Annotated in this window: 16 protein-coding genes; 10 read left to right on the plus strand and 6 right to left on the minus strand. The window is 66.9% G+C overall.

Annotated elements, in window-relative coordinates; genetic code table 11:
- Positions 1-93: 93 nt before the first annotated feature.
- Together BLU09_RS30120 and BLU09_RS30125 are read left to right on the plus strand one after the other, a co-directional pair.
- Positions 94-447, plus strand: a complete 354-nt coding sequence (locus BLU09_RS30120) for a hypothetical protein (protein WP_143043223.1) — start codon at positions 94-96, stop codon at positions 445-447.
- The gene (locus BLU09_RS30125) at positions 444-1067 is read left to right on the plus strand and encodes a peptidoglycan-binding domain-containing protein (protein WP_090493552.1); all 624 of its coding nucleotides are present in this window, start codon (positions 444-446) and stop codon (positions 1065-1067) included. The genes BLU09_RS30120 and BLU09_RS30125 overlap by 4 nt, the downstream gene beginning before the upstream one ends.
- Here the strand turns inward: BLU09_RS30125 and BLU09_RS30130 are convergent.
- The gene (locus tag BLU09_RS30130; RefSeq protein WP_090493554.1) at positions 1017-5084 is read right to left on the minus strand and encodes an NHL domain-containing protein; all 4068 of its coding nucleotides are present in this window, start codon (positions 5082-5084) and stop codon (positions 1017-1019) included. The two genes, BLU09_RS30125 and BLU09_RS30130, sit on opposite strands and share 51 nt — an antisense overlap.
- Positions 5085-5087: 3 nt before the next feature.
- Complete coding sequence (locus tag BLU09_RS30135) at positions 5088-5654, minus strand: hypothetical protein (protein ID WP_090493556.1); 567 nt, start codon at positions 5652-5654, stop codon at positions 5088-5090.
- Between the two features lie 563 nt (positions 5655-6217).
- Between BLU09_RS30135 and BLU09_RS30140 the strand changes: the two genes are divergently transcribed.
- The 7 genes from BLU09_RS30140 to BLU09_RS30175 all read left to right on the plus strand — a co-directional run bounded on the left by BLU09_RS30140 (position 6218) and on the right by BLU09_RS30175 (position 14185).
- Positions 6218-7489: an SBBP repeat-containing protein gene (locus BLU09_RS30140; RefSeq protein WP_244172137.1), complete on the plus strand. Its 1272-nt coding sequence runs from the start codon at positions 6218-6220 to the stop codon at positions 7487-7489.
- Positions 7490-7827: 338 nt separating this feature from the next.
- Positions 7828-9633 (plus strand): polysaccharide deacetylase family protein, encoded by a 1806-nt coding sequence (locus tag BLU09_RS30145; RefSeq protein WP_090493560.1) that lies wholly within the window; start codon positions 7828-7830, stop codon positions 9631-9633.
- Positions 9634-9761: 128 nt separating this feature from the next.
- Positions 9762-10514, plus strand: coding sequence for an SDR family NAD(P)-dependent oxidoreductase (locus BLU09_RS30150; RefSeq protein ID WP_090493562.1), 753 nt, complete (start codon positions 9762-9764; stop codon positions 10512-10514).
- A 110-nt stretch (positions 10515-10624) separates the two neighbouring features.
- Entirely contained in the window at positions 10625-10978 is a 354-nt protein-coding gene (locus tag BLU09_RS30155; RefSeq protein WP_011556213.1) for an ArsR/SmtB family transcription factor, read from the plus strand.
- Positions 10979-10982: 4 nt separating this feature from the next.
- A complete protein-coding gene (locus BLU09_RS30160; protein ID WP_279627380.1) occupies positions 10983-11468 on the plus strand; it encodes an SRPBCC family protein in 486 nt (161 codons plus the stop codon).
- A gap of 155 nt (positions 11469-11623) precedes the next feature.
- Positions 11624-12718: an alpha/beta hydrolase gene (locus tag BLU09_RS30165; RefSeq protein WP_244172138.1), complete on the plus strand. Its 1095-nt coding sequence runs from the start codon at positions 11624-11626 to the stop codon at positions 12716-12718.
- A gap of 801 nt (positions 12719-13519) precedes the next feature.
- Entirely contained in the window at positions 13520-14185 is a 666-nt protein-coding gene (locus BLU09_RS30175) for a DUF4476 domain-containing protein (protein WP_244172139.1), read from the plus strand.
- 269 nt (positions 14186-14454) lie between these two features.
- On the opposite strand, the gene BLU09_RS30180 is transcribed toward BLU09_RS30175, so the two are convergent.
- The 4 genes from BLU09_RS30180 to BLU09_RS30195 all read right to left on the minus strand — a co-directional run bounded on the left by BLU09_RS30180 (position 14455) and on the right by BLU09_RS30195 (position 18479).
- Positions 14455-16284 (minus strand): aspartyl protease family protein, encoded by a 1830-nt coding sequence (locus tag BLU09_RS30180; protein WP_090493572.1) that lies wholly within the window; start codon positions 16282-16284, stop codon positions 14455-14457.
- Positions 16281-17096, minus strand: a complete 816-nt coding sequence (locus BLU09_RS30185; RefSeq protein WP_244172140.1) for a TrmB family transcriptional regulator — start codon at positions 17094-17096, stop codon at positions 16281-16283. The genes BLU09_RS30180 and BLU09_RS30185 overlap by 4 nt, the downstream gene beginning before the upstream one ends.
- A 214-nt stretch (positions 17097-17310) precedes the next feature.
- The gene (locus tag BLU09_RS30190) at positions 17311-17652 is read right to left on the minus strand and encodes a hypothetical protein (protein ID WP_090493576.1); all 342 of its coding nucleotides are present in this window, start codon (positions 17650-17652) and stop codon (positions 17311-17313) included.
- Positions 17653-18119: 467 nt separating this feature from the next.
- Positions 18120-18479 carry a hypothetical protein gene (locus tag BLU09_RS30195; protein WP_090493578.1) on the minus strand — a complete coding sequence of 120 codons (360 nt, stop codon included), beginning with the start codon at positions 18477-18479 and terminating at the stop codon, positions 18120-18122.
- A gap of 103 nt (positions 18480-18582) precedes the next feature.
- On the opposite strand from BLU09_RS30195, the gene BLU09_RS30200 reads away from it, so the two are divergent.
- Positions 18583-20835 (plus strand): GmrSD restriction endonuclease domain-containing protein, encoded by a 2253-nt coding sequence (locus tag BLU09_RS30200; RefSeq protein ID WP_090493580.1) that lies wholly within the window; start codon positions 18583-18585, stop codon positions 20833-20835.
- Positions 20836-20860 lie beyond the last annotated feature (25 nt).

Raw genomic sequence — 20860 nt, forward strand, 5'->3', positions numbered from 1 at the left:
TGCCTCGCGCCGCGCAGCACCGGCCCTCCCCCGCGGCGGCGCATCCATCCGACCTATGGATCCTCCGGGCAGCGCATGGGTATCCTCTCTTCCATGACGCTCGTCATCCGCCAGGCGCAGTTGGCAACCTTCGGAGAGGCTTCTCTCCATCGGTTCGAATCGCGGCTCTGCGACCTTGTGCGCCAGCACTGGCGGGAGACGTGCGAGGCGATGTCGCCGTCCGACCTCCACAAGTTCGTAGAGGAAGGCATCGCGCGCGGCCGGAACTACGGCCTCACCTCTGAGAGAGACCTCGCGCGCTTCGTCAACGTCCAGTTCGCGCTCGGCGCCGGGTTCGACACCAATCCCCGCTATGCTTGGGCCGCCGACGTGCTCAAGGCCTCTGGCGTCCCCGCGTCCACACGCGTTGACCAACTCTGCGAACTCACCGCCGGAGCCCTGCGATGAGCGCTCGAGAGAACTATTCCCGCCTCCAAGCCCAGACGCAGTCCTTCCCGGACCGCCCCGTGGACTCGGCGGTGGAGCCCTGCCCTCTCCAACAAAAGGTGCGAATCCGCCTGGTGGTGCGGAATCACGACTTTGGCGTGTACACCCACAAGAAGTACCGGCTGACCATCGACTCGGTATCCGTCGACGGAAACACGGGCGACCGCGGCATGGTCGACCAGCTGGTCCCCAAGGAGGCGCGCAAGGCGGCCCTCAAGGTGTGGCTCACCGAAGGGCTCCCGCCGCGTACGTGGAACCTGGAGCTGGGCAAGCTCAAGCCCCCGTCCACCGTCCAAGGCGTACAGGCACGATTGAGCAACCTCGGGTTCGAACAGGGCCCCGTTGACGGCGACGCGGGCGCCGAAACGCGGCAGGCCCTCATGGCCTTCCAAGCGGACTTCGGCCTTGAGCCCAGTGGCGAGATTGACGACGGTACCCGGTCGCGCATCGACGCCGTCTACCGGTCGCGCCAGGAGGCGCCCTCACTCGAGGGCATCTGGCGTCCGAAACCAGGCAAGCGTTTCAAGCGCTCAAAGGATCGCACGGCGAATCCGCCGGTTCCCGGTGTCCGCGATAAATAGGCTGCGCCCGGCCTGGTCCACCGCCAGGCCGCGAGGCCCATCCAGCTGAGCGGCCCCCGGCAGACCGCCGTCACCCGCGAAGCCGGCTGCGCCCGTACCCACCAGCGTGGTGATGATGCCTTCCTCCACCTTGCGCACACGCGCTTGCGGCGTGCATGTGATGTAGACCACGCCCGCGCCATCCACGGCGAGCCCCTGCGGGGTGTCGAGCTGCGCCGCGTTCGCCGCGGCACCATCCCCCGTGTTGCCCTGCACGCCCGTGCCCGCCAGCGTGCTCACCGTGAAGGTGTCCGTGGTGTCGTCATACTCAATCATGCGGACACGGTGGTCGCCGACGGTTGCCACGTAGACGTTGCGTGAGTTGTCGACTGCGACAGCGACCGGTCTGTGGAGCGATGCCGCGGCGGGCGCCCCACCATCGCCCGCGAACGCCGCGTTGCCGTCACCCGCGAAGGTAGTGATTGTCCCGGTAGCGATGGAGAGCGCGCGGATGCAGTTGTTGCCTTCGTCGCAGATGTACAGCACGTCGCCCTTGAAGTCATAGGCCACGTCAGTGGGGGTGTCGAGCTGCGCGAGCAGGGCGTCACCATTGTCACCGCCGAACCCCTGGGTCCCATTGCCCGCGACGAGCGAGATGTTGCGGGACCTGAGGTCGACGCGGCGCACTCGGTGATTCCCGCTGTCCGCCACGTAGAGGACATGGTTGTCGCGGTCGTAAGACAGCCCGCCCGGAGTGTCCAACTGCGCCGCCGCAGCGGGATGATTCGCGTCGCCCGCGTGCGCGTTGTTGCCATCACCCGCACACGTGTGGATGTCGACCGCGCCGTCCACCCTCCGGACGCGGTGATTGACGGAGTCCGCGATGAAGACGTCCTCACGCCCACAGGCAACCGCCAGCGGGGTGTCGAGTTCAGCACCGCTGGCATCAAAGTCGTCGCCATCGAACCCTTGCGTGCCGTTCCCCGCGAACGCGTCGATGGTGCCATCGGCCACCGTGGCCTTGCGAACCCGGTGGTGCCCCCTGTCGACGATGTAGACATCGCCCGTGGAGTCGACCGCGACGGCACAGACGGTGTTGAACGTCGCCGCGGTGGCGAGCCCGCCGTCGCCCCCGTTACCGTTGGCGCCGGTCCCCGCGAACGTGCTGATCGTGCCGTCCGCCTCGTTCACTCTCCGCACGCGGCGGTTGCCCCGGTCGGCGATGTACACGTTGCCCGCGGAGTCGACCGCCACGCCACAAGGGGCGTTGAGATGGGCTGAGTCCGCATCTGCGCCGTCCCCCAAGAATCCTTGCGTCCCATCGCCAGCGAAGGCCGTGATGAGTCCCGCCGAAACCAGGCGCACGCAGTGGTTTCCTGTATCCGCGATGTAGAGCCCACCACGCGCGTCCACCGCCACCGCGGTCGGCGCGTTCAGTGTCGCGGCGGCAGGTGGGCCGTCGTCGCCCGTATTGCCCGCGACCCCCGTGCCCGCGAAGGTCCGGATCTTCCCCGTCGTCAGGTTGACGCAGCGGATACGGTGGTTGCCTGTATCCGCGATGTAAAGCAGGTTGTCTGCCACCGCGAGCGCCAGGCCGCTGGGGGCGTTGAGAAGGGCCGCGGTGGCGAGCGCCCTGTCGCCCCCGTAGCCTGGGGCTCCAGTCCCCGCGATGGTGGTGATGATTCCCGTGGACAGGTTGACTTCGCGGACCCGGTGCGACGCCGAATCCGCGATGAAGAGGCGGTTGCGTGATGGGTCCACCGCGAGGCCCGCCGGCGTGCGGAGCCGGGCGTTCATGGCCAGCGCGTCAGAGTCGCCCAAGTACCCCTGGTTGCCGTCTCCTGCGAACGCGCGAATGACCCCCGAAGCGTCGATGACGCGCACACGGTGATGTCCGGGGTCCGAGACGTACACGTTCCAATCCGCGTCGTACTCCAGGTGCGTCGGCGTGTTGAACTGCGCGGCGGCCGCCTGTCCTGCGTCGCCCACGTCGCCGTTCACGCCCGTGCCCGCGAAGGTCGAGACAGACGCCGGGAACATGCCGAAGAAGTAGTGGATGGAGAGCGAGCAAGGCCCGTTCGGACAGACGCGCGGGTGACGATGGCACCCAATCTGCGGGGCACCGCAAGCACCGGCGAACGCGACGCGGGCGGCCGCCACGGCGGCGCGCGCGACCTCCGCCAGCGCCGGGCTGGGCGTGCCACAAATGGCGGCCACGGCGGCGATGCGCGGCAGGAGCTTGGCGTTCACGTTGTCGATGAGCATCGCGGGTGCGAACGCCCGTGGGTTGATGGGAATCGCGGGTGCCAGCGCGGCGGCCGCCGCGATTGCCACGCGGACGTCAGCACGGATGGCCGCCATCGCGGCCACCGCGGTCGCCGCTGCCTCCGCCGGCCCTTGTGAGCAATTGCCACCCGGCTGGCCGATTCGCGCCTGGGACGCGGCGCACACGGCCGCGGTCACCGCCGTCTTGATTTCCGCGGCGGTCGGCACGTTGGCCCCGTTGCGCGCGTGGGCCGCGAGAACGACGCGCATCGCGAAGTCGGTGGGGATGGCGTCGTGTACCAGTTCGATGGTGTAGGCGTGCGCCGCACAGGCGTGCGCCTGCGCCGCTGCCTCTTTCGCCTGGCTCGGCAGCGTCGGAATGTTCAACGGGTCACTCAGCATGTCCGCGATCACGATTTCGACGAAGTTCGTGACCTCCTGGGCGCACTTCGCGGCGGCGTGCATCACGCAATGAACGACCGCGGCGGCCAGGGCCTGGACATTGGGATGCGACGCGACGGTCGCCGTCGCCACGACGGTCGCCAGGGCCCCAGTGAGCGAGGCATGCGTGGCCGCCATTCCCGCCATGTCGGCCGCCCGCTGCGCGAGCGTGCGCGGAGGCACCTGCGCCACGGGGACAAGCATGGCGTTGGCCACGAGCGGAATGTTGCTCTCGATTGCCGCCTGGTATGCAGCGCCTACCGCGACCTGGGCCCGCGTGCCCAGCACGTTCTGGTAGACATCGATTTCCGCTGCGGCCGTGGCGAGGAGTGACACGGCCGCGCCGTTGATCTCCTCCGGCGTATTGGCGACGTCCGCGTAGCACGGCCCACGGGCCGCGCCCGGCCACAGGATGCCCACGTTGCCCCGAGGCCCCGCGTACTTCGCTGCGAACTCCGCCCCCCCGGTGTCCATCCGGTGGTCGTCGTCCCACTCGCGGCTCTCGTACGCCGTCACGCCATCGTCGATGTTCGGGTGGCCGAACGCATTGCCCCAGCCGAACGAATAGACAATCAGGTACTCCGCCGCGCGATTGGGACGCGGAACGTACGGGGGATGGCCCACGGGCGAACCGTGGTGTCCAGCGACGAGTCCCACGCACCGCTGGTCCACTCCGTGGCGGAAGACCCGCTGATTGGCCATGTGGGGTAATTGCTCGAACGTCGCATCTCCCGTGAGCAGCATGTATTGCCCAGCCACCCCGGGGTTCTCGATCCGCAGCGCGAGCCCCACGTTGTTCGGGTCTCTGCCCGAGCACTTGATGACTTGGAAGTGAGAATGCGTGGACCTGCGCATGACCGGGGCATTGCGCCAGTCCTCGTCGGGCCACTTGTGGATGGTGCACCCAGCACCATCGAGCGTCTGCTCCAGCGCGTCCGCGGTCATGCTCTTCTGGATGGCGGCGCGCCAGGCGATGTTCGACCGTTCTTGCGCTGGCGCCAGGATGTGAAGGTTGTTGATGGCATTCGCGTTCGACAGCTCGAGCAGCGCGCGGTAGTGGTCCTCGTCCCAGTGCGACTGGATCACGCGGGAGTAGGCGACGTCGACGCAGTACGTGGGCGCTGGGCGGGGATAGGTGAACTGACTACCGCTCATCCCGCCCCCCAGGTCGTAGTAGATGAACGGGCGCCAGTTGTCGTTGAAGACGACGTTGCAGTTGCCCTGGCCCACATCGACGACCACCACGAAGCGCGGTCTGGTTGCTGCCCCGACGGGGAACCAGTGCTGGAGCAGGGCGTCGGCGGTCCCTTGATTGAGATTGATGAGCGGCACGGTTCAGCCCTCCTGCCAGATTCGGCTCAAGCGCTTCAGCTTCCGCAGCGCCCAGGGCGTGTCGGGAACCCGGCCGATGCCGCGCATGAACCACCGGGAGTCGATGACGCCGGACAACCCAGCCAGGGCCGGGTTGGTGGCGCCTCGCGGCACGAAATGGATGTCGACTGCCGCCAGGGGGCGATTGTCGCGAGGGTCATCGTTGCGATTGACCACCATCTCCACCCAGTTGCCTGGAAAGAAGTAGGGCGTGTCGCCGTCGACCGTGGTGACGATGTCCTGCAGCACGTCGGCCGAAACGGTCAGGTCCATGATGCAGAACTTGCTGTCCTGCCCCACCGTGTTCCAGCGCGGCATGTCGCGGAGATCCTCATGGAGCCGGGCGAACCACTGCTGATCGATGCACTCGAAGATGACATGGAAGTAGGGAACTCCCTTTGAGTCCTCTCGTTCGATGTCGCGAATGTACCCGTACAGGTATTCGTCGTAGACAACCAGTGCGTCGAGATCCCCGTGGTTGTTCACCTCGAAGACCTGGACCTCATGCGGGTGGTTGGAGGACAGCTCCATCGCAAAGTCCTCCCCACACCCCTCACCGCACTCGCCTTCGGCATTGCAGACGGTGCAGATAATGACGTCACAGCGCCTGCAAGCGTCAAATTCGTCCCGGTGGCCGACAGGGTCCCTGCAAGGAATGTACATGGCAGTTCATCCGCAGGCCGCCGGCACCTGGGCCCCCTTGCGCGTGATGGACGTCCGGCTGCCGGAGATTGTCGCGCGCCCGCTGGCGGGTAACAAGCACTGCCGCAGGAATTCCCTGACCAAAGCTGTGCTGCGAAGCTGGACACGCGCTCTGAACGTCCTCGCCTGGCGCACGTCCTGGGTGAAACACTCATGTCACAGCCGCAACGGCGTTGAAGCTGCCACAGTGCACCATTGGCATCCGGGTCCATGACACCTCAGACCCGGGTCAGACACTGTCTCATGCGTGTCTTTCGTTACCCATCTTCCGCGCGCCCGTCTCTCGTGGTCTTGCGGGGATGCCGTGGCAACAGACTTCTCCCCCCGGAGCGGACGACAGGCGTCCTCCCGGCGCCACGGCTCAGTTCCCCCACTGAGCAACGGAGTTCGTGATGAAACACCCTCTCTTGAGCATGTTCGGGCTCGTCGGCATTGTCTGCGCCTCGGGTGCGCCTTCCATCGCCGAGGCACAGGTCCCCCCTCCGTCCTGGGTGCGCCAGCTCGGCGCCCACCACGACGAGCAGGCCCACGCCGTGGCCGTCTCGGGCGCGAGCGTCTACGTGGCAGGCCAGACGACCAGCCAGCTCGGTGCCGACCCGCAAGCGGGCGGCCAGGACGCCTTCATCGCCCGGTACGACACCGCCGGCAACCTCCAGTGGGTCCGCCAGTTCGGCACCGCGCGGACGGACCGCGCCACCGCGGTGGCCACCGACGAGGCCGGCAACGTGTACGTGGCCGGCACCACCTTCGGCAGCCTCGACTTCTACACCAACGCGGGCGGCATCGATTACTTCATCGCCAAGTACGACGCCGCCGGCAACCGTCAGTGGCTGCGCCAGAACGGCACGCAGATGGACGACTTCGCCACCGGCCTCGCCGTCAACGCACCCGACAAGCTCTTCTTCACCGGCTACACCGGCGGCAGCTTCGCCAACGGCGGCAACCCCAACAACTACGACATCGTCGTCGCCCTCTACGACACCGCGGGCAACCCGTACTGGCTCCAGCAGTACGGCACTTCCGCGAGCGACATGGCGCGCGGCATCGCCGTCACGCCCACCCACGAGGTCTACGTCGTCGGCAACACCTACGGCAGCCTCGACGGCGCCACCACGCCGGTGAGCAGCGACATCTTCCTGCTCAAGCTCAACATCCTCGGCGCCCAGCAGTGGGTCCGGCAAATCGACGCGGGCGAGCTCGATGATGCCAAGAGCGTCGCCGTGGGCCCCGACGGCGGCGTCTACCTCGCTGGCGAGACGTTCGGCAGCCTCGACGGCAACGCCAATAACGGCACGGTCGACGTGCTACTCGCCCGCTACGACAGCGCCGGAAACCGCCAGTGGAGCCGCATGCTCGGTGGCGCGCAGACCGACTCCGCGTTCGGCGTCTCCGTCACCGCGAACAACGTCGTGCAGCTCGTCGGCTACACCTCCGACGCGCTCGACGGCAACCCGGCCACTGGCTCACTCGACGCCTTCCTCACCCGCTACGACGCGCTGGGCACCAAGCTGGGCACCCGCACCCTGGGCACCCCATTCCAGGACATCGCGCGCGGCGTGGCCGTGGACGCCTCTGGCAACGCCTACGTGGCTGGCAACACCTTCGGAAGCCTCGGCGGCAACACCAACGCCGGCGGCTACGACGCCTTCCTCGTTCGCTTCTGATTCAGGCACGAGGCCACGTTCGTGCTTCAGTTGCACGCGCGTCGGTGGGCTGCCGAGTCACGGCGGCATGGACTCGACCAGTCCACCGGGCGAGCCCACGCTCCCGCCGCCTCCCCGCGTGCCCCCCTGCCCTCCCCTGGCAGGGCCCATGCCCGCCTCCCCCTGCCTGCCTCCAGTTGCGACGTGAGGGTGTGTGGCAGCACTGCTGTCGCCATCCCCCTCGTCCGCGAGGGAGCACTCCGGTTGCGCCTGGGTCCGCCCAGCCTCAAAACGTGAGGGGACGGGGCGCAGGGGGCCCATCGCGAAGGGGAGCGTCGTGGGCTGAGACAGGGGGGAACATGCGAGCAAGGCTCAACGCGCGGGCGGGCACCTGCCTCCTCGCAATGGTGCTGGGAGTGTGGAGCGGAGGGGCGTGGGCCGGGGCGCCAGGGGCGCGGACGGTCGTCACGCTGGCCTTCGACGACGGACTCGAGGAGCAGCGCCAGGTGCTGGATATGCTTTCGGCTTCGGGGCTGAAGGCGACCTTCTTCATCATCAGCGGGCGGGTCGGCCAGACGGGATACTTGAACCTCGATGACCTGCGCCGCCTGGCCGCGGCCGGACACGACATCGGGGGACACACGCTGCAACACTCGGAGTTGGCGGTGCTGTCGCCCGAGAACCAACGACAGGAGATTTGCGAGGACCGCTTGCGGCTGCTCAGTTGGGGCTTCTCGCCCACATCCCTCGCCTTCCCCTTCGGCTCGAACGACGCGGTGGTGAACCAGACGGCAGCGGCGTGCGGATACAACGCCGCGCGCGACGTGCGGGGCCTGGTGGACACGTGTGGCTCCTGCCCCACGGCCGAGACAATTCCTCCGCTCGATCCCTACGAAATCCGCACGCCAGCGACGGTGACGCGCGACGACGGACTGGAGCAGTTGCAGGCGTGGGTCACCTCGACGGAGGCCGCGGGGGGCGGCTGGGTGGTTGTCGTCTTCCACTTCGTGGAGCCGGACTGCACCAAGCACACCTACTGCGTGAAGCCCGACGTCCTCCGGGAGTTCATGGGCTGGCTCTCGCAGCGGGCTCCGATGGGGACAGAGGTGCGCACGATGCAGGACATCCTGGGCGGTGCGGCGCGGCCCGCGGTGCACCCCGTGTCCCTGCCGCCCACGGCCACGCTGAAGAATCCCTCGCTCGAGGACGACGCGAACGCCGACGGCGTGCCCGACTGCTGGCAGCTGGGTCCCACTCACGGTGGCGCCGTGCGCGCCGAGCGCTCCGCCGAGGCGCACAGCGGCGCCTGGTCCTACCGGCTCGAGCGCGTGGAAGCCTCCGGGGGCGCCGCCTCGCTCCAGGTGCTGCGCGACGACGGCACCTGCGCACCGGCCGTGACGCCTGGGGGCGGTTCGCGGGTGAGCGTCTGGTACCGCTCCAGTACGCCGCTGCACCTGGAGGCGGCCGTGAAGGGGACGGATGGGACGTGGAAGGTGTGGAACCGCGGCCCGAGCCTGCCACCCGCGGAGGCCTGGACGGAGGCGTCGTGGGAGCTGCCCATCGCGTTGCCGGCCGACGCGTTCGAACTGAGCGTGGGCGTCGCCCTGGAAGGGGTGGGATGGGCGCTGGTGGACGACTTCGGGCTGGCGGATGCGACGGCGCCCGCGGCGCGACTGGTGCTGGACGCACCGACCGGCGGAGAAGACTTCGTCGTGGGCCAGGACGTGGAGGTGAGGTGGTCCACGCTCGGCGAGGTGCGGACGCTGGACGTGGCGTACTCCACGGAGGCGAGCGCCAGTTGGGTGCCGGTAGCCACTTCAGTGGAGAACACGGGGCACCTCATCTGGCGCGTGCCCGACGTGCCGAGCCATGAGGCGCTGCTGCGCGTCGCCAGCACCGAGGATGGAACGGTATCGGGCACGAGCGCGCCCTTCCGCATCCTGGCAGGGGCCCCGCAGCCGGGCATCGTGGAGACGCCACCTGGGGAACAGCCGCCAGGGGAGCAGCCTCCCGAGGAGGACCTTGGTGACGGGCAGGTGAATGGCGCGAGCGGTGGCTGCGGGGGATGTGAGGGCGGGGGAACGGGGCAACTGTTTCTCGCGGTGGTCGGCGGACTCTTCGCCCTCTCGCGTTCGCGAGCCAGGAGGAGGCAGCGGAAAGAGTGACGTCTGAGGTAACGGAGCGCGGCCCCTCCACCGGCGCCGCGCTCCACCTGACTGGCCGGCCCCCGCGATGCCCACGCCGAAGGTCAGCGTCACTCGACTTCGCTCGAAAAGCGCGGCTAGAAGAGGCGATGGGGACATTCACACATCGAACCGCGCTCGTGACGGGGGCTGCTTCTGGCATCGGGCTGGCGACGGCGCGACATCTGGCAGCGGAAGGTGCCACACGGCTGATTCTGGTCGACCTCGCGCAGGAGGCATTGGAGGCGGTGACGCTTCCATGCGCGGTCGACCGGGCCGTGGGGGATGTGCGAGACGAGGCATTCTGGGAGGCGCTGGCGCCAAGGCTGGCGGGGCTTGACCATGCCGTGGTCAACGCGGGTGTCGCGGGGGCAGCGACCATCGTCGACCATGGCTTCGACGAATGGCGGCGCATCCTGTCCATCAATCTGGACGGTGCGTTCCTGACGCTGCGCGCTGCGATGCGCGCGATGCGGGGGCGTGGTGGCTCCATCGTCGCGACGGCGTCCGCGGCGGGCGTGAAGCCCGAGCCTGGCGTCGCGGCGTATGGCGCGTCGAAGGCGGCGTTGATTCACCTGGTGAAGGTGGCGGCGAAGGAAGGCGCGGCTGATCGAATCCGTGTCAACGCCATTGCGCCCGCGGGCGTCGAGACCCCGGTATGGGATGCCGTCCCCATGTTCGCGGAACGCGTGGCGCAGGTCGGGCGCGATGCGGCGTTCGCCGAGCTCGCCGCCCTGGCGACGCCCCTGGGCCGCTATGCCAGGCCGGAGGAGGTCGCGCGCCAGATTGGCTTCCTGCTGTCGGATGACTGCGCGCTGATGACAGGCACGACCTTGCTGAGCGACGGCGGCTACACGCTCTGAGTACGCGGCCGCTCCTCCGGAGCTCATGGCCCGCGGTTCGAACGCTCGACTCGGCCTGTCCGCACAATATTCCTTGACGGGAATATACCCCGTAAGGAATATACGTCCTCGTGATTGAGACCTTCACGGCGCTCGCCGACCCGAACCGCTTTCGCATCGTGGAATACCTGCTGGGGGGCGCGCGCTCGGTGGGTGCCATCGGAGAAGCGCTGAACCTGAACCAGCCGCAAGTGTCGAAGCACCTGCGCGTGCTGAAGGAGGCCCGGCTGGTGGATGTGGAGGCGCGCGCCCAGCAGCGTCTCTACGGCCTTCGGCCCGAGCCACTGCGCGAGCTGAACGCGTGGTTGGAGCGCTACCGCGACATCTGGGACGAGCGGCTGGGACAGCTCGACTCGCTCATCGAAGAACTCAAGACGCAGGACATGGAAGCAGCGCAGCGACATGCTCGAAAGAAGAAGGGATGAAGTGATGAGCCTTACGTCAGTGGAGTTGGAGTCGGACCGCACCATCGTCATTTCTCGCAAGTTCAATGCGCCCGCGCGCATCGTGTTCGACGCGTGGACTCGCGCGGACCTGGTGAAGCGCTGGTGGGCGCCGAAAGCCCACTGTGTCACCATGGTGAGCTGCGAGGCGGACGTGCGCGTTGGCGGCGGCTACCGCTATGTGCTGCGCAATCCGGACGGCAGTGAAGTGGCCTTCTCCGGCCAGTACGCTGAAATCACTCCGCCCTCGCGGCTCGTGTACACGCAGGTCTTCGAACCGATGGCGGACGCGGGTTCGGTCACCGTCACCGTCACCTTCGACGAGCGCGACGGCAAGACACACATGGTCTCCCGCGAACTGTATCCGTCAAAGGAAGTGCGGGAGGCCGTCCTCGCGTCCGGCATGGAGCACGGCTTGCGCGAAACGATGGAGCAGCTCGAAGCGCTCGTGTCGTCGCCGGGCCTCGACTGAGCCGGTGCGCCGCCGTCATCCGTGCGCGTTTCGCGTTGCAGCGGGGGCAGGTCCCTTGGAATGTGACGGTCTGCCCCTCTTGCCGGATGACGTCAGCGCCCTGCCCTCTCCCGTCCATGCCGACCCTCCTGGCGATACTTCACATCGCAGGCTGCGTGCTGCTCGCGGCCGTCTTCTTCGCTCCCGCTGGAGTGCCCACGCTCGTCCACCTGCTCAAGGGCATCGTGCGGGAATACAGCCTGGTGATGCTGTTGCCGACGCTCCTCACCGCGCTGGTGGCCGTCTGGATTTCCCACGTGGACGCAGGGAGGTGGCTGCGCTGGGGGACGGCGGCATCCGCACTGCTCGTCGGCATCCTCGCGGTGTGGCCCGCCACCTCCGCGTGGCGGATGGCCAGGGCGGCCGACATTCCACTCCACCTCCGTGAGTATTTCCGTCCCCTCGTCGGAGCCCGCCCCCTCCCGAGCCACACCGTTCGTTTCGCCGTGGTCGAGGGACACGAGTTGCACGCCGACGTCTTCCTTCCCGATGCCTCCGCCTCCCGGGCCCGCCCCGCCGTGCTCTACTTTCACGGGGGCGGCTGGCGTGGCGGAGAGCGCGGCTATGCCCGCGCCTGGGCCGACTTCCTCACCGCGCGGGGATATGCGCTCATCTCCTTCGACTACCGGCTCTTTCCTCCTGCCACCGGCCTGAAGGCCCCAGGGGACGTCAAGTGTGGCATCCGCTGGGTCAAGGACCACGCGGCCACCTACGGTATCGACCCGGACCGGCTCGTCCTCTTCGGAGAGTCCGCAGGCGGGCACCTCGCGACCCTGGCCGGGTACACCGAGGGAGATGCACGCCTTCCGTCCTCCTGCGCCCCCGGGGACACGTCGGTGGCGGCCATCATCAGCTTCTACGCGCCCAGCGACTTGGTGGCCTACGCCGCGAGCGCCCCTGCTCCGCTCGAGGGCTTCACGGGTGTGCCGCGGGAAGGCCACCGCGAGCTGTACGCGCTGCTCTCCCCCATCAACCACGTCGGGCCACGCTCCCCTCCCACACTCCTGCTCCATGGCGGGGCCGACAGCGTCGTGCCACTCAACGCCTCGCAAGCGATGGCCGCTCGACTGGCCCAGGCTGGCGTTTCCCATGCCCTCTTCACGCTGCCGTACGCGGAGCACGGCTTCGACATCTGGGATGGCGGCTTCGGTCGTCAGCTCGCCCGGGCGCAGGTGGGTCGGTTTCTCCAGCAGCACGCGCCCGTCGATTGAGAGCGCTCCCCTCATTCTTCGGGCCAAGAGTCACGAGAGTCCGGCCTCTCGTTCAATGTATACACATCGGCGGCGTCAGGGCCCTGCAACGGAGCGCCGGAGGCGCAGGCCGCCTGATGCCCATGTCTCCCTGAGCACCAGTCCCCTCGCAACGCCTTGCTGACGCGCGCTCCTCGCCAGCGCCCACCGGGGATGTAGCAACCCGGGTGGATGGACAAGCTTCTGAGCAGGTGCAGGCATTCGTCCAAGGACCTTCCGGTTCCACTCGTCGATAACGCGAAAGTAACGGTTTACCTCTCCGAGCCCGAGGCCGGGCTGGGGGTGGAGTCATCTGCACCATGACGTTCACGTTCAAAGACCTGGCAGGGAGCTGGGACTCCGTCTGCGAGGATCCGGTAGAACTCGTTCCCTTCGAGCCGTGCCGCGAGCAGTGACTCATGGGCGAGGTCGCCTGTGGTTCACGCCAGCGCTTGCGCTTCACTCAAACGCGACGACCGAGGACACACTCGTGGCTGAAGTCGTAGCGCGCAGCGAGCCGACCACCTCAAATGCCTCCTCTCGAATGAATGAGACAAGCCGGGCGGCACCGTTGCATTGAATCGTCGGCAAAAATCGAGGTCCGGGACGCATGGCTCGGGGCGCCCTACGCCGGGCACGACATCACGAGCAAGCGAGGCTTTTTCGTCGACAAATGAGCCGTGAATAATCCACCCTGAGGTGCGTCCAGGTGGGCCAGTCGGTGAATGACTCCCCGCGCCCCAACGCGGCCCACCGGCTTCTCATATAGAAAGAAAAAGCTCGATGAACTCGATTGCTCGCGCAGTGCTTGCCTCATCCATGTTCGCCGCTTCCTCCGCCTTCGCCCAGGACGTCGAGATGAACATCCATGCCGATGACATGGGCATGCCGTCGACCAGCATTTCCGTGGAGGGCATGTCCCCGGATGGCAACGCAGCGGGCGTCAACATGGAGATTCGTGGCGGCGGCGCTCGCATGGAGGTGAACGTGTCGGGAACCGGAACTCCGCCGCCGTCGGGGCGACATGAGCGCCGTGAGCATCGCGAGGAAGTCGCGCCGCGCGAGACGCCCGTCCGACATGTGCGGCACCACTCCGAACCCGCGTTCCGCGACTGTGGGACGAACCAGGACCCGGGCTGCACCATGCAGCGCAACGGCCATTTCGCGATGGACGCGGAGACCTTCCACGGCTTCATGCAGTCCCTCAAGAGCACCCGCAACGAGCTGACGCGAGAGGAGATGGTGGAGAAGGTGATGAACCGAGCCTTCCTCACCGCGAAGCAGTTCGGCCTCGTCCTGGATCTATTCCAGAACGAAATCACCCGCCTGGACGTGGCGAAGACGGCCGCGCCCCGCGTGGTGAACCCGCAGCACGCGCTGGGGTTCTCTTCCAAGTGGAGGAACTCCATCTCTGCTGACGAGTACGTGGAGCTCATCACCGAGCAGTAAGCCACGGGAGTCCGCTTCGCTGGCCGCGGTTCAGGGGCCAGCGAAGCTGGCGGGGTGTTGCGCCACAAGCAGTCGCGCTGCCCCCTTGATGGATGGATGAGCCGCCTTCGGCGTGTGCCCAGCGGGGGCTGTCAGGCCACTCCACCGGCCTGGCGCACAGCCCAAGAGCCCCGTCAGACGCTTTTTCAGCCGGTCGGTCAGTGCCAGCAGGACCCGGGGCCGTCCTGGGCGGGGCGGCGCCCAGGAGCAGTGACGTGCTCGACTGCGGCTCAGTAGTAGTCGCGTAGGGTGAGCCGGCGCTCGCTGCCGTCTTTCAAAGTGAGCACCACCGTCTGACCTGCTGCGCGATATCGCCAACGCGCGAGTTCCGTGCCCGCGTAATCGGGGCCAATGGGCTTGCCATCAATGGCAGTGATTTCGTCCCCCACCTTCCAGCCCGAGCCGGCGGCGGGGCTCCCAGGGGCCACCAGCTTCACCACGAGCCGCCCCTCCGCCGGGAGGGCAATCAGGCCGGACCGGTCCTTGCGGAAGGGCTGCCGCAGCGCGCGGGCATCGGGGACCAGCATCAGCGTGTCCGTCGCATAGTCAGTTATCATCCGGAAGCGGCCGAGGACGGCGAGCCCCAAGTTGCCGAGGAGCCGGTCCGAGGCGGAGATACTCTTGCCCGCGTCGTCGAACACCGTGGGCACGTCTTTCAGGGTGATGCCCGCGAGTTGAATGTCCTTCAGCGTCGCCACATCGCGCTCCCGGAGTCCGCCCACGGCTCCGGACAGCGTCCTGGAGCTGCGCCTTCCCGTGAGAAGCCCCGCTTGCTGCCAGTAGGCGGGGAAGAGCGAGAGTGCTCCGCCATTGCCCACGTCGAAGAGCACTGGGATGGGGGGACGGCCCTCAATGGAGATGTGGACGGCGCGCTGCCCGCCCGCGGATTCGACCAGCGGGAGCCGAACCGCTCGCGGCGGAGCCTTGAAGCGGGACGCCTCATGGAAGGCGACACGCCGGTTGGGGAAGTCCACGTCCACGACGAGCTGGTTGAAGGACTCCTTGCCCAGGACGACGGGCAGCGGGTGACCTATCATCCGTGCGACCTCGGACAGGTCGATGACGGCGACCGTCAGCCCCGTCAGTCGCAGGTTGCCCAAGGTGATGTCCACGCCGCCCGCGAGCTGGGCCTGTGCATGTCCTCCGCTGCCGACCGCCGCGAGCTGCCCCTGCGTCTTCAGCCCCAGTTCACGCGCATAGGCCGTGTCGACCACCGTCATCTCGGCGCCGCTGTCCAGGAGCACCTGCGTCGCATGACCATTCACCCGCGCTGGAATGTAGACGCGGTTCTCGTCGAAGAATTCGAAGGGGATGAAGCCGGTGCTGTGGTGACCTTTCGCGAAGATCGCCTTGCGGACATCCTGGGGGCGTTCGAAGACCGCGGACGGAATGGGGACGTTCAGCTCCAGCGCCTCCACCACCGTTCGTGAGTCGGAGTCCGGGTTGTCGGTGAACACCTCCTCCAGGAAGGGGATTCGCACGCCCTGGACCTGACGCCAGTCTCCCAGTCGCACGAAACGGGTGACGTTGTTCTCGCGGATGCGCAGGCCGTGGAGGGCTCCGTCGGCCTCACTGAGGAACAAGTCGTAGAGGTCTTCATCGCCAAAGGTGACGCGCACCACCTTCCAGGAGCGGCCGTCGCGCTGCGCGTCGGGTTGCAGCGCGAGCGTCGCGCCGGCGCGCCCCCGCAGCGCCGCCCCGAAGTCGAGCGCCACCTGGTGCCGGACATCGCGCGCGTCCGTGGACGAGGCATCTTCGACCTGTCCGCTGGCGTTCAGCTTCCAGCCACCATCTGGGGTGATGGTCATCGACTGACGCATCACTCCGTAGTCCTCATCCCGGCGTGCCCTCCCGTCCCGGTGGCTCCAGGACTCCATCCGACCCTGGAGCCCGCCTGTCACGGACTTCCCTTTCGCGTGGATACTCTCCAACTGCGTGAAGGCGTCCCCGCCACGCCACGCGAGGTGACGCGCGAGGAGCGGCTGCAGCGCCTCTGCCCAGGCTTCAGAGGGGCCAAACAGGACGGGCAGGGTCAGCAGAACCGCGATGAGGGCTCTCATGGGGTGTCTCCGCGCTTGGAAGAGGAACGGGGCTGTCGCCCGACGAGCTGGCGCAGCCCCGGAGGGCTCGAGTTGATGAGGGAGAAGGACCGCGCCAGCCGCGTGCGCGCGGACGGAGGAGCGCTCAACTGGATCTCCGCGGCCAGCCCACTGTGTTGCAGACAGGAGAGATAGACGCTGTCACTCCAGATGGCCTGCTTGACGCCGGTGCCATCCGGCGTGAGCAGCGCCACCAGGAACTCGCGGGCGTCCACCACGAGCGTGAGTTGCGCCCCCGGCCAGCGCTCCCGAACGAAGTCCGCGCTGGACGAGCGCACGCAGGCGAAGGGAGCCTTGGGGGGTTGGTCATAGACAAGGCCCACGATGGACACGCGCCTGACGCTCGCTTCCGTGAGCGCCGGAGTGAGCGTCGCGAGGGGCGGCGGGAAGAGGTCGAAGAGCAGTCGCTCGGTGGCGCCGGCAATCATCGCCCGCGCGCGCTCCATCACCTGTGCGTGGCTCTTGAGGTGGTAGATGCGGTCGTCTTGCACCGGGGCGTGGAGCTTGCGCAGCGCGTCCGCGGCCTCGCGCCTGCGCGTCTCGAAGCCACGCTGGAGCGCCGTGAGCACTTCGTCCGGAGGAACGGGCCGGAAGGAGCGGGGCTCCCCCTCATCGACGAGCACCGCCCCCTTGTGCTCGAGCGAGGCGAGCGCCTGGTAGATGCTCGGAGGCGCCTTCCCCAGTGCCTGCGCGAGCCGGTAGCCGGTGGCGGGCGCCCCCTTGAGCAGCTCGCAGTACACCCGCGCCTCCACCTCCGTGAACCCAAGGGCCACGAGCCCTTCATCCGCGTCCATGGAGGCGGTGTTATTACTGGATGGTAATAATGGTCAAGAGACAGAGGGTCAGGGCATGCGCCGTCGCGCCAGGCGCCCCCCTCCAGCGGCCTATTCAACCCCTTGCACCACCCTGCCCCTCGAAAATGGAAAAGCCCGACAACCCCTCGCGGGTGCCGGGCTCTTCACACCGCGCTCGCGGCTCCGAAAAGGCCTAGCAGGTCTTCTTGTAGAGCGCGAGGCAGTTGTCGACGAACTGCTTGGTTGTGCACTTGCCGTTCTGCTTACAGGTCGCCCAGCCATTGTAGCGAGGGTCCTTGCAGTACAGGAGCGTGACCCAACAGTTCGGGCCCATCGCGGAGACCTCACCGTCCGCGTCACCCATCGACGCCAGCGGCTCCTCTTCCGAGGTCAGGGGGCTGTAGTCGAGGTTGATGCTCTCACCGGACTCGGTCGTCACCGTCTCCACAGTGTCCGTCGGCGCATCCTCCGCGCCCACACCACAGCCCACGGCAGGAACCACGGCCAGCATGAACCCCAGGAGCAGCTTCTTCATTGCTGTTCTCTCTTCCTTGGAAATTGAAACGCCTGAGGAGGGCGTTGCCATGTGGACGCGTCCTGTCCACGCCCGCCACCCTACAATGAAGCCAAACCAGACATAAAGCTGCAAATCGAGAATTGAAAGCAATCACACAAATCCCCATCCTCGCTCCGACAGCAGCTCGGGCAGGGCATCCCAGCGCTCGCGTGCGCGCGGCCTGGAGAAGCGTCGGAGACGCGTTCGCGCCCCTGCCCCCCACCATGCCTGGTGAGCCAACCAACCCCATCACACACCCGCATCGTGTACAGGTCAGGGCCTGTTCGGGAGGCAGTTCGTACTCAGCAGTTCAATGTGCGGGTCGACCCAGGCAGGAACGATGAGCGCAGTGGAGGAAGAGGCTCGGGCCCACTACCGACGAGCACGGCCCAAGCATGGACCGGTGCGCAGAAGTCGCTCATCACCACTCCAACCATCGACGCTTCTCACTCGTCCTTCGCGTCCTTGATGTTGCTCGTCGACGTCGTCTCGCCCGAGCCCGCGACGCCAATGAGGCCCGCCACTTGGAGGTCGAGGCGGGGCCACTGGAGCGAGAGCTGAGCTCCCTTTCCGAGAGTCCGAACCTCCCAGAAGTACGAGGCGCATGGAGGGTCCAGGGGACGAGCGTTCTCCTGGAAGACCGCCAGCCGCTCGAGCCCTTCATCAGCGTGGCGCTCAACAGGCGCATCAAGGAGCTGGGCCTGAGGGTGAAGAGCTCCTGAAGCGGGCCCATGGCTGGAATGGGAGTAACCCAGCTTCGCCTTCTTCACGTCCAGTACGTGCGGCGGCGTCTCGTCAGCCCACACCGCCCCCTCAATCGCCCTGTCATCCGTCCTATACTTCGCTGGGCAGCTTGGCGAAACTAAGAGACACCACGATCCTCAGCAGGTCGATCACAGAGGGGGGCAAGTGAGCAGGACCGTCTTCACCAAGGTTGACAACACCCTGGGCAGTCTCATGGAGTCGATTGCACTGGGTAGAATCGGGCTTCCGGACATCCAGCGTCCCTTCGTGTGGAAGAACGCCAAGGTTCGCAACCTGTTCGACTCCATGTACCGGGGCTATCCCGTAGGCCACCTCCTGTTCTGGGAGAACGAGGCGGCGGGAAGCAAGGCCATTGGCACCGACGAGAAGCAGAAGGTTCCCCGCTTGCTCATCGTGGATGGGCAGCAGCGACTGACCTCGCTCTACGCCGTGGTGAAGGGCGTCCCGGTGGTGCGGGAGAACTACAAGCCGGAGAAGATCGAGATTGCCTTCAACCCATTGGTGGAGAAGTTCGAGGTGGCGGATGCGGCCATCCGCCAGGACAAGGCATTCATCCCCAACATCTCCATCCTCTGGGACAAGTCGACCGACTTCTTCGAACTGGTCGAGACCTACCTGAAGGACCTCGCGACGGTACGGGAGGTGACGGCGCAGGAGCGGAGACAGATTGGCAGTACCTTCTCCAAGCTGCAGAACCTGCTGAGCTTCCCTTTCACCACGCTGGAGTTGTCCTCGAGCCTCGACGAGGAGCAGGTCTCCGAGGTGTTCGTCCGCATCAACAGCGAGGGAAAGAAGCTCAACCAGGCGGACTTCATCCTGACTTTGATGTCCGTCTTCTGGGATGAGGGCCGTAGCCAATTGGAGACGTTCTGCCGCGAGGCCCGAACGCAGACCGCGGGCAAGCCCTCGCCGTTCAACCCATACATCCAGCCGGACCCCGACCAACTGCTGCGCGCCAGCGTGGGGCTCGGCTTCCGGCGCGCCCGGCTGAAGCATGTGTACTCCATCCTGCGGGGCAAGGACCTGGAGACGGGAGAGATCAGCGCGGAGCGCCGTGACGCCCAGTTCCAGGTGCTGCGGCAGGCCCAGGCCCAGGTCCTGAGCCTGGAGCACTGGCATGGTTTCCTGCGCGCCATCCAGCAGGCGGGCTTCCTCAACAAGGGGATGATCAGCTCCGAGAATGCCCTGCTCTTCGCCTACACCCTGTACCTGCTCGGGAAGACGGAGTACGGCGTCGAAGAGGAGCGGCTGCGGCGCTCGATAGCACAGTGGTTCTTCATGAGCGCGCTGACGGGGCGGTACTCCGGCTCGCCAGAGTCAGCGATGGAGTTCGACCTGGCCCGGCTGCGCCAAGTGAAAGACTCGGACGCGTTTGTTGCCGTGCTGGCGGCCACCTGCAATGCCACGCTGACGAGTGACTACTGGACCATCACCCTGCCGACGGACCTCGCCACCTCGGCAGCGCGCAGTCCGTCGATGTTCGCCTACTTCGCATCCTTGAACCTCCATGCCGCAGAGGTGCTCTTCTCGAGACAAAAGGTCAGCGAGTGGATGGACGCGGTGGTGGCCCAGTCCGGCACCACGTCCCTGGAGCGCCAGCCCCTCTTCTCCAAGCGGCTCCTGGAGAGCCAGGGCATCGGAGATCCCCGGGAGACGTCCCAGATCGCCAATTTCACGGTGGTGGAGTGGGGGGAGAATGCGCAGCTCGCGAAGAGGGCACCGGAGGAGTACGTGCAGGTCCTGCGCAAGCCCTTCTCCTCCAAGGAGTTGGAGCGGATGCACTACTGGCATGCGCTGCCGGATGGGTGGGAGCGCATGGAGTACCGCGAGTTTCTCCAGCAGCGCAGGGAGCTGATGGCGAAGGTGATTCGCGACGCCTACTCCCTACTGGCGGGGAAGGACGGCGCCAAGCCGGAACCGGTGCTGAGCACCGGGGAGCTCATCAAGGGCGGGGAGTCCTCCAGCGTCGAGTTCAAGTCCACCCTGCGCGTGAACCTGCACACGGGCCAGGAAGACCCGAAGATGGTGCTCAGCGTGTTGAAGACACTGGCGGCCTTCATCAACACGGGCGGGGGTACTCTGCTCATCGGTGTGGCTGATGACGGCACGCTGGTGGGGCTCGGACCCGACAAGTTCGAGAGCGAGGACAAGATGAGCCTGCGCCTGGTGGAACTCATCAAGGACCGCATGGGGACCAGCCACATGATGTACATCCATCCCCGGTTCGATGACTACCAGGGGGGCCGCGTGCTGGCCGTGGATTGCCTGCCGGGGAGGTCTCCCATCTTCGTCAAGGACGGCAACGTGGAGCGCTTCTACGTTCGTGCGGGTCCCTCCTCCCAAGACCTGTCAGGGGCGAGAATGCAGGCATACATCCAGGAGCGGTTCCGGAGCTGAGCCGTCGATGGAGTCAGCAGGACGG

This window comes from Myxococcus virescens, from assembly GCF_900101905.1.
Lineage (GTDB): Bacteria > Myxococcota > Myxococcia > Myxococcales > Myxococcaceae > Myxococcus > Myxococcus virescens.